This window comes from Halalkalibacter alkaliphilus (genome assembly GCF_023555415.1).
GTDB classification, from domain to species: Bacteria; Bacillota; Bacilli; order Bacillales; family Bacillaceae_D; genus Halalkalibacter; species Halalkalibacter alkaliphilus.
In genome coordinates, this window is record NZ_JAKRYL010000002.1 from 237404 (window position 1) to 250033 (window position 12630).

General features: G+C 37.6%; 13 protein-coding genes. 6 read left to right on the plus strand and 7 right to left on the minus strand.

Annotation, left to right across the window (positions count from 1 at the left end; translation table 11 throughout):
- Positions 1 to 39: 39 nt before the first annotated feature.
- Genes MF646_RS02750 through MF646_RS02760 form a run of 3 tightly spaced genes read right to left on the minus strand, consistent with a single transcriptional unit; the run spans position 40 to position 1918 of the window.
- Entirely contained in the window at positions 40 to 438 is a 399-nt protein-coding gene (locus tag MF646_RS02750; RefSeq protein ID WP_250094961.1) for a VOC family protein, read from the minus strand.
- A complete protein-coding gene (locus MF646_RS02755; RefSeq protein WP_250094962.1) occupies positions 438 to 1226 on the minus strand; it encodes a phosphosulfolactate synthase in 789 nt (262 codons plus the stop codon). The genes MF646_RS02750 and MF646_RS02755 overlap by 1 nt, the downstream gene beginning before the upstream one ends.
- Complete coding sequence (locus MF646_RS02760; protein WP_250094963.1) at positions 1223 to 1918, minus strand: 2-phosphosulfolactate phosphatase; 696 nt, start codon at positions 1916 to 1918, stop codon at positions 1223 to 1225. The genes MF646_RS02755 and MF646_RS02760 overlap by 4 nt, the downstream gene beginning before the upstream one ends.
- Positions 1919 to 2136: 218 nt before the next feature.
- On the opposite strand from MF646_RS02760, the gene MF646_RS02765 reads away from it, so the two are divergent.
- Positions 2137 to 3309 (plus strand): sensor domain-containing diguanylate cyclase, encoded by a 1173-nt coding sequence (locus MF646_RS02765; RefSeq protein WP_250094964.1) that lies wholly within the window; start codon positions 2137 to 2139, stop codon positions 3307 to 3309.
- Between the two features lie 357 nt (positions 3310 to 3666).
- Positions 3667 to 3897, plus strand: a complete 231-nt coding sequence (locus MF646_RS02770) for a hypothetical protein (RefSeq protein WP_250094965.1) — start codon at positions 3667 to 3669, stop codon at positions 3895 to 3897.
- Positions 3898 to 4035: 138 nt separating this feature from the next.
- Here the strand turns inward: MF646_RS02770 and MF646_RS23155 are convergent, their stop codons facing one another.
- From MF646_RS23155 to MF646_RS02780, 3 genes are all read right to left on the minus strand, one after another.
- Positions 4036 to 4161 (minus strand): hypothetical protein, encoded by a 126-nt coding sequence (locus MF646_RS23155; protein WP_275980180.1) that lies wholly within the window; start codon positions 4159 to 4161, stop codon positions 4036 to 4038.
- A 105-nt stretch (positions 4162 to 4266) separates the two neighbouring features.
- Complete coding sequence (locus MF646_RS02775) at positions 4267 to 6312, minus strand: molybdopterin oxidoreductase family protein (RefSeq protein ID WP_250094966.1); 2046 nt, start codon at positions 6310 to 6312, stop codon at positions 4267 to 4269.
- A gap of 132 nt (positions 6313 to 6444) precedes the next feature.
- Complete coding sequence (locus MF646_RS02780; RefSeq protein WP_250094967.1) at positions 6445 to 6537, minus strand: YjcZ family sporulation protein; 93 nt, start codon at positions 6535 to 6537, stop codon at positions 6445 to 6447.
- Between the two features lie 190 nt (positions 6538 to 6727).
- On the opposite strand from MF646_RS02780, the gene MF646_RS02785 reads away from it, so the two are divergent.
- From MF646_RS02785 to fadH, 3 genes are all read left to right on the plus strand, one after another.
- The gene (locus MF646_RS02785; protein ID WP_250094968.1) at positions 6728 to 7615 is read left to right on the plus strand and encodes a LysR family transcriptional regulator; all 888 of its coding nucleotides are present in this window, start codon (positions 6728 to 6730) and stop codon (positions 7613 to 7615) included.
- Positions 7616 to 7873: 258 nt separating this feature from the next.
- A complete protein-coding gene (locus tag MF646_RS02790; protein WP_250094969.1) occupies positions 7874 to 9055 on the plus strand; it encodes an acetyl-CoA C-acetyltransferase in 1182 nt (393 codons plus the stop codon).
- A 420-nt stretch (positions 9056 to 9475) separates the two neighbouring features.
- Positions 9476 to 10246, plus strand: coding sequence for a 2,4-dienoyl-CoA reductase (fadH, locus tag MF646_RS02795; RefSeq protein ID WP_250094970.1), 771 nt, complete (start codon positions 9476 to 9478; stop codon positions 10244 to 10246).
- A gap of 133 nt (positions 10247 to 10379) precedes the next feature.
- Here fadH and MF646_RS02800 read toward each other — a convergent pair whose 3' ends face one another.
- On the minus strand, positions 10380 to 11693 hold the full coding sequence (locus MF646_RS02800) for a DUF2254 domain-containing protein (protein ID WP_250094971.1): 1314 nt from the start codon (positions 11691 to 11693) through the stop codon (positions 10380 to 10382).
- Positions 11694 to 11841: 148 nt separating this feature from the next.
- On the opposite strand from MF646_RS02800, the gene MF646_RS02805 reads away from it, so the two are divergent.
- Entirely contained in the window at positions 11842 to 12255 is a 414-nt protein-coding gene (locus tag MF646_RS02805) for a CoA-binding protein (protein ID WP_250094972.1), read from the plus strand.
- The last annotated feature ends 375 nt before the right edge of the window (positions 12256 to 12630 follow it).

The following is a 12630-nucleotide window of genomic DNA, read 5'->3' on the forward strand; positions in this document are numbered from 1 at the left end:
TAATCCCAAAAGGTCAAAAGCCTCTTGGGATTAACCCGGTTAGTAAACCATTTCAATATCATGATAATATTTGAATTCCAATAGGTTATTGGCAGGATCGATTAAAAAGAACATGATATGTTCCTCTTGCTTTCCTTCAAAGCGAGTAGTTGGCTCCAAATAGAACGGGAGAGCGTTCGCTTTTGCTCGTTCAAGAAGTTGATCAAATTCTTTCTTATTAATAAGGGTGAGTCCAAAATGTCGTGGGTACATTTTTGGTGATAAGTCAATGTCATTTGGATTTAAATGACATACCACTTGATCTCCGAAAAAATTAAACGTAACCCGGTCGTCATACCTTCTTGCCAATTTACAGCCTAATTTCTCATAAAAATCTACTGTTTCATCTAAGTCCTTACACGGGATCGCGAGGTGAAACAATTTGTTTGTCTCTCTCATTATTCTAACTCCTTCTTATCAAATAAATTAAACGTATCAGAGCGTAAACCTAATCGAAGAGTTTCCAATGAAATGATGTCAGTAAAAGGGATATTTGCTAAGTTCACATTTGAACCGAGTAGTTGTATGAAGAATGTTTGCATCTTTTTCGTTGGAGCTTCAAAAATGATATCCTCTTTATTAATGGAAGAGGCAAGTATCTCCTCAATAACGTGATAGCGCATGTCTCCATTGCCTTGACAAATACCACTTGTACCACTTTCCCTGGCTTCTGTTATAACTTTTATTGATCCTGCATCCAAATCCTCGTGTAGTTGTTCAACCCATTCAGATGTGCAGTAGTTATCGGATTTTTCTGAATTTTTACTGCCTACCTCACTAAAAACGTGAAAGTCTGCTGAGAATTCAGATATATACTTTGCTTTTTCTTTATTTGAAAGGTCGATCGTTCCGTTAGAGATCTCAATGTATTTACAGTTGTACATTTTACAATAATCATAATATTGATCAATTTTATTTTGACTTAGAAACTTCTCAAAAAGAGTGCCGCCAAAAAAATAATAAATGTTATGGTCCATTAAACAATTTATTTTCTCTTGAAGTTGTTTCGTTATGAGAGACGTCCCCCAGCCAAATTTAACAAAGTCGATCAATTCAGGTGAGCTAGTGATAGCGTCTTGAAATGCATGTAACGATAACCCGTTATCAATTAACACAGTGAGTCCTTTTGTTCTCGGCTTTAATTGTCTTTCTGGAAGAATTAATCCAGAAGTTGATGTGACATTCATACGTTTTTCCTCTCAATCACTGGTATTTTTCTGTTTTTGTTCACTTCCATAATAAAATGGCTGTTGTGCTCCTTAGAGCAAAAACCTATATCCTCAGGATCAAAATCTAAATTTGTTTCATCAAAAAATTTCTGTGTAACATGTGAGTGAATAATTCTAGTCCTAACTTCTGCGGCTGTGATCGTATTCGATCCTAAAATTACGTTTTTTATATATTCTGCACAGGCTAGGTCATCATCTCCGGTAGGATGAGAAGCAATGATGTTAATGATGAGCTTCTTATCGGCTAATGAATTTAACTTCCTAACATATTCGGCTGTGCATTTTGCGTTTGAAAAGCCAGTAACAAAGAGGTGTTTCGTATTTAAAGAGTGCAGCGTTGCTTTAACACCATTTGTTGTTTTTTGAACAAGAGTTTTATCAGTCAACCTTTCCTGTGTAATTTGTTTAGGAGAGTTACTTAAGTCAAACCCTTTTATCGCTATGCCGTGTTCTTCTCCAGCTAATAGGTAATGTGGATGTTTTTTTTTCAATGTTATTGCCTCATCAGTCGACTTAACGAGTAGTATGTTTCTCACGCCTCCTAAAAAGGCATAATGAGCTACTGTGAATGCACGTATGACGTCAATAACGATATTAATATCTGATCGTTCCAACTCGAGATTATTTCCCTGATGTATGGCAATAGTCATTTTATATCTCTCCTATAACAGGCTTAGTTTCAAGGTTACTATATTCGCCTAGCAAAAGAGATGTTCCTAAAAAACTGTCTGCATCTTTTATTGTAAAAAAAGGTAGTGAACAATTAAGAAATTTGTCGAATTTTAGGTTACGATATTAAGCCTCTTGTAGTAAGATGAAGGTAAATGCGTTGTATTCAACGTCACTCTTAAAATGGATGTGTGTAACTATGACAAAATCAGTGATTTATCTATATGGGTTCTTGTTCAGTTTGTATGTATTTTATTTGATGATCATTGGCCAATTAACAATGGACATGCTAGTCATAGTTATATTTCTACTAATCCCGATTATTAGCTTACAACGAATGTACCGTAAGAAGTCTGCTGCGCAAAGGGAGTTGAACGAAAAATTAGCGACTATAACGGCAAAAGAAAAGAGTTTGCAAAAAGAAATAAATGAAAAAAAACAAATCATTCATGATCTCGACTTAATTCATCTCGCTTATGATGTAACGAACAAAACGATTCATGTCTCAAGTAGGATTGAGAGCATTTTTGAGTGTACAAAAGAAGAATTTGAACGTAATCCATTTAAGTGGCAAGATGTCATCCACCAAGAAGATATGAAGCTTGCTTTAAATAAAGAGAAACAATTATTATTTGGAACTTCCATTACATATACCCATCGAATTGAACTGGAGAATCAAAAGGTTAAATGGGTTGAGAATAAGGCTGTTCCGTTCAATGATTCAAACGGAAAATTGGTGAGTGTTTATCGGACATTTTTGGATATTACTGAGCAAAAAATGCGTGAAGACCAATTAAGACAGCTTGCTTTCTATGATGATTTAACTGAATTGCCAAATAGAAAGCTCCTAGACATCCAATTAAAAAAAGCATTAGCACGATCGAAGCGCCATGATCATACCCTTGTGACAATGTTTATCGATTTGGATGGATTTAAAAAGGTGAATGATACGTATGGTCATGAGAGTGGTGATCTCCTATTAAAAGAAGTAGCCAATAGGTTAAACGAAAGTGTTCGTGAGGAAGATTTAATTGTCAGACTCGGTGGGGACGAATTTGTTATTGTTTGTGAGGAAGCAGATAAAGAGGAAGCGAGTGATATTGCTGAAAGGATTATCACAACTGTTTCTAAGCCATTTTTAATAAAGGATCAAGAAGTTACGGTCTCACCAAGCATAGGAATTAGCGTTTATCCAGAAGATGGAGAAAATAGGGAAACGCTAATTGAAAATGCCGATAAGGCAATGTATCATGCGAAAAGAAAGGGTAAAAATAATTATCAATTTTATACAGAAGATCTGAGCGATGTTCAATCTCGCAAGTTTGATATCTTTGAAAAAATATTTAAAAGTGTATCAAAAATGAGAAATTAGAGACGATAAAATGTAAATTTTATTACATTTACTCGATTTTGTCACATTGTCAAATAGCTTGAATAGAATGGAGCTACTAACGGATAAAAAAGTTAGTAGCTTTTTTTAATGCTATTAAAGCAAAGGAAGGAGTCATTGCAATTAAAAATTGAGCTAAAAAAGCGGTTTTGACCTTTTCTGTACTTGTGTTGTTCAACTTTTGTCTAAATAGTGAAATGAGTGATTATTTTAATGAGATATATTCTGACGAAAGGTTTGAGGGGACGACCTTGTGAGGTATATGATTTGAAAAAGAACAGAATAAAAGGTCAATCATTTACTATAAATTGGATTTTAAAAAGAAAGGTGTGATTTTCTTTGATTGAAAACTACTTAGAGGAACGATTTGGGATTGTTAAGGAAGATATATTGGTTTCTCCTGCAACAAACCAACAAGCAACGGTCAAAGAAGTCTTACACACAATTGAACAAAGAGGACATGCGGATCTAGTATTAAGAAAGATTAAATCCATTCAGTCTCTAGGGAGAAAAGGGGTAATTGTATATCTAACCGGGCAGTTTGAATTGGATCGAAGAAAATTAAAATGAAAGAAGGGTTAAAGCACAAGGGCAAAACAGACCTGGTGCTTTAACCGATTCTGCTTTTGTATTAAAAGTAAAAAGAGTAACAGAAACCAATCTATCAATGGAAGAATAGAAGGTTGCTGTTACTCATTATCTCGTTACTTATTCGGATTGATCATTTTTCTTTGCCTTAAAGAGGTCCTTTAAAGAAGTCTTTGCTGCTACTTTTTGATCTTCTTTTTTTTCATGTTTGTTTTCCTTGTGCGCATACCATGAAATAATTTTCAATTTAAGCACCACCGTTCATTGTTTTAATTATTATTTTATATACGCTTTGTCCAAGTATATGAATGTAAGTGATTAATATGACAAAAAAGTAGTATTACTAGATTTCTAGGATAACTCTTTCGAACAAGCAACACGACCTGAAAAGAACGTAGCCCCTCCGCCCATATCGGATAGACGGTCAGGTGTTAATGCATTGACAAGTTGCTTCTTTCCGGGCGTATCAGCCCATAAGCCTTGACTGACAAGAACACCAGGAAGAACATTCTCTCCTACTGCGGCTATTAATTCACATTCGCCTTGATTATTCCAGATTCGAATCATGTCACCGTCTGCAATTCCAAGTTTTTGTGCATCCAATTGATTTATATGAACTTTAGGTTCTTTTTCTAACGTTATGTGCTTATCGTTATTGGAAAACGTGGAATTTAAGAAATTATGATTTGGGCCAGGAACAAATAGAAAGGGAAACTCGCCGTCATCAACCAAAGGTATGTGTGTCGGTAACCCAGGATATCCATCTTTGACCATAGTTTCTGAATAAAGTTCAATTTTATGACTTGGAGTAGTAAGGTTGTCTAAAGAAAATGACTTTCGATCTGCTTTGATATACAGTTTTTCATCTAATTCATCGAACTGTACATCTTTTAAGAAAGGATTCTCTGGATGATGGACAGCTTGACGAACTAATTCTTCGTCTGAATCTTGTAAGGCATCGTCTGTAAATCCCATGGATCTTGCTAACAATCGGAATACCTCAGTGTTTGACTTACTATCTCCATATGGTTCTATAATAGGCTTTTGCATATGAATGTAATGATGCCAATAAGACGTATAGAAATCAGTGTTCTCAAAAGCTGAAGTGGCTGGTAATACTACGTCTGCAAATGTCGCTGTTTCTGTTAAAAATAAGTCATGAACAACAGTAAACAAATCCTCGCGTGCCAACCCTTTTCGCACTTTATTACTATCCGGTGTGACGACTGCGGGATTGCAATTATAAATATAAAGAGACCTTACAGGAGGAGTTGTTTCTAGTAACACTTTTCCTAGTTCGTTCATGTTAAACACGCGAGTTTGTTTATTTTTTAGCAGATCTGGTCGCTGCAATGCTGACGAGTTGTGAGATAAAAATCCTGAATTTGATTTGAGCGCACCACCGCCTTTTTCAAGCCATGCTCCTGTAAGGGCTGGCAAACATGAAATCGTCCGCACAATCATCCCACCATTATCGTGGTGCTGTAAGCCATTCCCGATACGTATAAGGGAGGGGGAGGTGGCAGCATACATACGAGATAATTTATAAATGTCATCGACTGGCACTCCAGTAATCACAGAAACCGTTTCAGGATCATATTGCTTTACATGCTCTTCTAATTGTTGATATCCAACCGTGTATTTTTTCATAAATGGTTCATTAACTAACTTTTCTTTAAAAAGAATATGCATCATTCCAAGAGCTAGCGCGCTATCAGTACCTGGAACAATCGGAATAAACCAGTCAGCCATTTTGCCTGTTTGGTTTTTATGAACATCAATGACGATGATTTTCGCCCCATTTTTTCGTGCTTTTTGAGCCAACATCATTTGGTGCATGTTTGTACTGACAGCATTAATTCCCCACAAAATAAAAAGTTTCGTCTCCGTTGTTTCCTCAGGGTCTGTTCCATATGCTCCACCCATCGTATAGCGATAGCCTACAGACCCTGCAGCTTGACAGATAGTCCGGTCAAGCTGACTGGCACCTAGTCGATGAAAAAAGCGACGATCCATACCTTCTGCATTGATGTTTCCCATATTTCCATAGAAGCTGTATGGAAGGATTGACTCAGGTCCTTCGTTTTCAATTAATTCTTGCCAGTTGGAAGCAATGATTTCGATGGCTTCCTCCCAGGAAATAGGAGTAAAGGTTCCTTCGCCTTTAGCACCGACACGTTTTAGCGGAGTGGTCAGTCGCTTCGGATCATAGAGACGTTCTGTCATAAGACGAACTTTGTTGCAAATCGCTCCTTGTGTAACAGGGTGATTAGGATCACCCTCAATCTTAACAATTTTCCCCGCTTTTTTATGTACTAATAGTCCACACTGATCAGGACAATCTAAAGAACAAACCGCTGGGGAAATTCCGTCTTCTTTTGATACAAATGATTGCATAATTTTAACCCTTTCCAAAATGAAGTTAGTAGATTATATCATTTAATTGAATAGTAGAAAAGTTTAAGAGGCCACTGAAAAAGGTACGGTTTTAACCTTTTTCAATGGCCTCATCTGTTATTGTCATTTTCTTTATTTAACAAAAGCAGCTCCTACAATAACTAGTAGGATGAAAAGCACAACGATTAACGCAAATCCGCTACCACCTGTGCCGTAGTAACCCATGTGGAATACCTCCTTTTTGAGTTGCTATACTACACTGTATGATGAGGTGGTGAATTTGATTGGGCAGGGGACCATTAAATGAAAAATTAAGCAGGTGCCTATTGATCATAAGTCAATCAAATATAGGAGAATCTTATCATTTGAAAAAATTATGATAAAATAAAAGGAAATGAAACTTGAGGAGTTTATTATGCATATCGATCATTTAAAAATATTTGTCACTGTTGTAGAGTTAAAGCATTTTTCAAAAGCGGCAAAGGTTCTAAATTTATCACAGCCAAATGTTAGTCTTCATATACGCAATCTAGAAAGTGAATTAGAAACAACGTTGTTTATTCGTTCACCGAAACAAGTAAAAGTAACAGCAGCAGGAGAGATGTTTTATATAAAGGCAAGACAAATGTTATCTCTTTATGAAGAAGCAAAGCAGGAAATTGCCGATCAACAACATATTGTTCAAGGTACGATCAAAATTGGAGCTAGTTTTACGATAGGGGAATACATCCTCCCAAGAGTCCTTGCTGAATATGCGAACGATCACCCAAAGGTCAATGTTGAAGTAATGGTTGGAAATACAGAAGAAGTTATGGAGAAAACACGGACAAATGAATTAGATATTAGCTTAATTGAAGGAGAAGTTAGCGAGCAGGAAGTAGAAGCTGTCCCGTTCATGGATGATGAGATGATTATTATTGCTTCAAGTTCCCATCCATTAGCACAAGTCAGTTTAGTAACTCCTGAATTATTACAAGATCAAGTATGGATATTAAGAGAGAGTGGATCCGGAACAAGGGCGTATAGTAACCAATTGATTCAGCATCTAGAATTACAAATGAAGCGATCCTTTGTCTTTAGTAGCAGCCAAGGAATCAAAGAGGCGGTTTCTGCAGGACTTGGTATAGCGATGATCTCACGCTTAACTGTAAGGAAGGAATTAGAATTAGGTGAGCTAAAAGAAATCGATATTGCAAACCAAAGGTTCACACGAAAATTATCTATTATAAAAGGGAAACATGAATTTGTCTCACGAGCACATGATTTATTTATCGAGAAAATACTAAATTTAAATAAATCGTAAAATCTACAATGAAGATAACAAGCTCTGCTCTTTGCAAACCTTCTATGAGAAAGCCACTCATAGAAGGTTTTTTTAATATTTACATTCTAACAGAAGGGTAACTGACAAGGTAATAACTTACCCTTTTCCCCCTCCTCCACAAAATAAAACATATTCTTTCTGAAAAATTGTATTTTTTTGAAGGAATTGAAATGTTTTGGTCGAATTAAGTATGTGTAAGGAAATCGAATACATTTTTTTGTCGCAGGAGGAGTAAAGATGAGAGAAGTAGTCATTGTAAGTGCAGTACGGACGCCAGTTGGAACATTCGGTGGTTCATTAGCGAGTGTATCAGCAGTTGATTTAGGGGTTGTCGCAACAAAAGAAGCAATCAAACGAGCAAATATTGCTCCAGAACTAGTTGATGAAGTACTAATTGGAAACATTCTGTCAGCTGGTCTTGGCCAAAACGTAGCACGTCAAGTTGCTATTAATGCTGGCTTACCAGAAACTACACCAGCTACAGCGATTAATAAATTATGTGGTTCAGGTCTTCGTACGGTTAGTATGGGAGCGCAATTTATTGCATTAGGAGATGCTGACGTAGTTTTAGCTGGTGGAATTGAAAGCATGAGTAACGCTCCTTATGTTCTACCAAATGCACGTTGGGGTCAACGTATGGGACATGGCCAGTTAATTGATACAATGATTCACGATGCCTTAACAGACAAATTTAATGATTTTCATATGGGTATTACTGCTGAAAACATTGCAGAACAATGGGAATTAAGCAGAGAGTCGCAAGATGAGTTTGCCCTACATAGCCAACATAAGGCAGAAAAAGCACAAAAAGAGGGCCGTTTTAAAGATGAAATCGTCCCAGTTGAAATCCCGCAAAGAAGAGGGGAGCCAATTGTAGTTGATACAGATGAGCATCCAAAGCATGGTTTAACAATCGAAAAGCTTGCAAAGCTACGTCCTGCCTTTAAGAAGGATGGTACGGTTACTGCAGGGAATGCATCTGGAATTAACGATGGAGCAGCTATGGTAGTCTTAATGGCAAAAGAAAAAGCAGAAGAGCTTGGACTTGAGCCATTAGCGACAATTAAATCATACGGAAATGCAGGACTTGATCCAAAAATTATGGGATATGGACCGGTACCAGCAACGAAACAAGCGTTAGAGCGTGCTGGATTAACAGTGGAAGATTTAGATTTAATCGAAGCTAACGAAGCTTTTGCAGCACAATCATTAGCTGTCGTAAAAGATCTTGGCTTAGATCCTGAAAAGGTCAATGTAAACGGTGGTGCAATTGCGTTAGGTCACCCTGTAGGGGCTTCTGGTACACGTGTGTTAGTAACTTTGTTACATGAAATGCAGCGCAGAGATGCGAAGCGCGGTTTAGCGACGCTTTGTATCGGTGGCGGTCAAGGAACAGCACTTATTGTTGAACGTAACTAAATAGAAGAAAAAGGTTCATTTTAGAGACACTGAAAAGGTCGATTGTATCTTTTCAGTGTCTTTTTTTTAATAAAGGCTGTTTCGTAAAGAGTGTTGCTGTGAAGAAATTGTGTTTTCTCGTAGTGAAATGGAGCGGAAGTCACTCGACTCCTGCGGGTTGAAGAGGTAGGGGCGAGACCCCACAGGCAAATAGCCGAGGAGGCTCGGCACCTCCCCGCGGAAAGCGAGTGGCTGGAGCGCAATGGAACGAACATGTGGAGGACACGTAACCCATAAAAACAACAAAGTATGCGAAACAGCCTTCATAAAAGAGTCTTTTTTCTATTAGTACAATGAATAAAAAGAGTTCTAACTATAAGAGGAACATGGTATGATGAAATAGGAAAATGAATGAATATTCACTCAAGAGGGGGCAGAGCTGTGAAAGGAAAAGCAGTTATTGTGACAGGTGGTAGCAATGGCATGGGAAAAGCAATGGCCAAACGATTTGCAAAACAAGGTGCTTTTGTGACAATTAGTGGGCGGGATGAGGAAAAATTGGAACGTGCAAAAGAAGAAATTGAGACGTTTGATGGACAGGTATTACCAATTGTCATGGATGTTCGTGACCCAGAAAAAGTCCAATGGATGGTCAGTCAAACGAAAGAGAAGTTTGGAGCAGTTGACTACCTTGTTAACAATGCGGCAGGAAATTTTCTCGTCCCAGCAGAGCAGTTATCACTAAACGGCTGGAACTCTGTTATTGACATTGTCTTAAATGGAACATGGTATTGCACACAAGCGGTGGCAAAGGACTGGATCAAAGAGAAAAAGACTGGGAGCATCATCAATATTGTTGCAACATACGCTTGGACAGCAGGACCAGGTGTTGTTCACTCTGCTAGCGCTAAGGCTGGTGTATTAGCGATGACGAGATCACTCGCTGTTGAATGGGGAAGCAAGTACGGAATTCGCGTCAATGCAATTGCACCAGGGCCAATTGAAGGTACTGGAGGAGTCGATAAGCTGATTGAGAATGAGCGTGTTCATAAAAAAATTATAGAAGGCATTCCGGCAAAACGATTTGGAAAAGTAGAGGAAGTAGCTGGAGTCGCTGCGTTTCTCTTCTCAGAAGAAGCCCGTTATATTAACGGAGATTGCATTACCATCGATGGGGCGCAATGGTTAAGCGGGGCTTCTTATAAGCTGTAGTGAACTTCAGGCCCTCTAAGTATAAGTGCAAGTTAAGGTTTACGGAGTGCCGTTATATTGCTCAAAACAAATCCCGTTTTAAAGAGTCTTTGAGCAAATAACGGCTTTTACTACACTTGTAATTCATTTTACTCTATAAAGGATGGTAATCATTCGCATGTTCCGTTTGAATAGCTAATTTATAGATTTTTTCATTTAAATATTTACGATCAAGTTCCAATATCGCTTCTTTTTTGATTCCTTGCTGGATGTAACGAGAGAATTGCCATACCATCTTTTTAATTCTTGTCTCATTTTGTGAGGCAATTAATTGTAAGGAGTCGATCATAGCAGCAACAACGGATACATCCTCGATCCCGTAATGTCTGATTTGATAGTAGCAACGATATAAATAGTCTTCAAAATGTCGCTGTTTTACGATGACACGTAAACTTTCAAATTTATCATTATAATAAGAACGATGAAGGTTCTTTTTTGCTAACACTTTCAGAATTCTAGCTAGTGCTCGAATGCCGCTAATGGCCGTATTCGGGTCATTTGTGCCTGGAGATAGCGCTCGTAAAGTAATTTCAACAAGCTTTGTAAGGCCAAAATCAATATCTTGAATAGTCGCCCGTTCTTCTCCTACATGAAACAAATCTTGATACGTAGCCTGATCTACGTTGCTTTTCTTATTTCCCCAAAAGGAAAGGATGGTTGAACCTTTTTCAATAAACTCACCAAGTCCAACTTCTACTTTGATAATAATATCATCATCACTTGCTTGCTCAACTAATTTATCGATTTCAACAACAAGCAGATACCCTGATTTCTCAGAATGAATGTATGTAGGCTCAATTAAATTTAGTTCTTCACTCTCCCAATCTTTCCACGGCTCATCTGCAGCTTCAATCATCTCATCTTCATAATTGGCATGAATCGATTCAATTGTATTTCGCGTAATATGATGAATTAAATTACTCACTTGAATCCATCTTCCTACATGATGGACAAAAAATACAAAAAAGCCTACACAAACGATCGCATATAACACAGCTAGTGTCGGTGAGAGAAACAACGTTTGCTCCTTTGTTTCTCGAATGAACAACAATAAAATTAAAGCATACACAAATCCGCCAATGAAAACACCAAGAATTCGCTGTGTGTTGTCATCCGTTAAAAAATCCTGCATTGTCCGTGGAGAAAATTGTGATAAGTAGGTTGTAAGAACGACCATAATCGTTGAAAATGAAATGGTTGTCATCGTTAACAGAGAAGAAGCGATTGTGCTTAACAGAGTCTGTGCCAAACCAATGTCAACGATAAAAAATCCAGGCAAAACATCATTGTTTACATACATATCAAATAGAACACTCAAGAAGGCGAGTATAAAAGAGACGAGTCCATATAATGCCGGGATAAACCAAAAATGTGAGCGCAACATAAGCCATGTGGGACGATTTTTCATGACAAACAACCTCCCTCTTTAACGATGTATTACGTAGTATTTTTAGTTATTTTGTCAAAATTAAACATTTAACTTTTCGTTTATGCAGGAAAATGAGCCGATCATGCGGAAACATGTGAAGAGTGAAAAAGAATAAAGGAGTGTTTAGATGGCCATTCAATACCCAAGCAATGAAGAAGTGAAGCAATTATTACACGAAAGCAAACGAATTGCAGTTGTCGGTCTGTCAGCAAACCCAGAGCGAACGTCATACATGGTGTCAGAAGCAATGCAAAAAGCAGGATATGAGATCATCCCAGTCAATCCTACAGCAGATGAAGTTCTAGGGGTGAAAGCAGTTAAATCACTTAAAGAAATTGAAGGTGACATTGATATTGTTAATGTTTTTAGAAGAAGTGAATTTCTCCCGGAAGTAGCACGTGAAACGATTGAAGTGGGAGCTAAGTCTTTTTGGGCGCAACTCGGGCTTGAAAACGAAGAGGCATACGATATGTTAACTGAAAAAGGAATTCAAACCGTCATGAATCGCTGCATAAAAGTCGAACATGCAAAGTGGAAATAGAAACAGTGGTTAAAAATAGAGAGAATGAATACTGAACAAGGTGAAAAGTCACTCAATAATCAGTACGTTGATCTATACTAGCAATGTCTTTGCACGTAGCCGCCTTCTATGAGAAACCCACTCATAGAAGGTTTTTTAAGATATTACATAATGGGGAGAGGACAAGGTGAAATTAATTCTTATTTCACCGAAACATTGAAGCTGCAAGGCTAGTGAAAAAGGTTACCATTAGCCTTTTTCACTAGCCTTGCAGAGCCCACCCTTTTCTTTTCAGAATGTTAAAGAAAATGCAGGATAATCGAAAAGAGGTTGCGAATACAGAAATAACCGCTACAATAGATAAAGCAGCACTGTTCGATAAATAGAAACATTTGT

Excerpts from the sequence above, each read along its gene's own strand:
- MF646_RS02765 (WP_250094964.1), top strand. The coding sequence starts at position 2,137 with ATGACAAAATCAGTGATTTATCTATATGGGTTCTTGTTCAGTTTGTAT.
- MF646_RS02785 (WP_250094968.1), top strand. The coding sequence starts at position 6,728 with ATGCATATCGATCATTTAAAAATATTTGTCACTGTTGTAGAGTTAAAG.
- MF646_RS02800 (WP_250094971.1), bottom strand. The coding sequence starts at position 11,693 with ATGAAAAATCGTCCCACATGGCTTATGTTGCGCTCACATTTTTGGTTT.
- MF646_RS02790 (WP_250094969.1), top strand. The coding sequence starts at position 7,874 with ATGAGAGAAGTAGTCATTGTAAGTGCAGTACGGACGCCAGTTGGAACA.
- MF646_RS02780 (WP_250094967.1), bottom strand. The coding sequence starts at position 6,537 with ATGGGTTACTACGGCACAGGTGGTAGCGGATTTGCGTTAATCGTTGTG.
- MF646_RS02760 (WP_250094963.1), bottom strand. The coding sequence starts at position 1,918 with ATGACTATTGCCATACATCAGGGAAATAATCTCGAGTTGGAACGATCA.
- MF646_RS02755 (WP_250094962.1), bottom strand. The coding sequence starts at position 1,226 with ATGAATGTCACATCAACTTCTGGATTAATTCTTCCAGAAAGACAATTA.
- MF646_RS02750 (WP_250094961.1), bottom strand. The coding sequence starts at position 438 with ATGAGAGAGACAAACAAATTGTTTCACCTCGCGATCCCGTGTAAGGAC.
- MF646_RS02805 (WP_250094972.1), top strand. The coding sequence starts at position 11,842 with ATGGCCATTCAATACCCAAGCAATGAAGAAGTGAAGCAATTATTACAC.
- MF646_RS02775 (WP_250094966.1), bottom strand. The coding sequence starts at position 6,312 with ATGCAATCATTTGTATCAAAAGAAGACGGAATTTCCCCAGCGGTTTGT.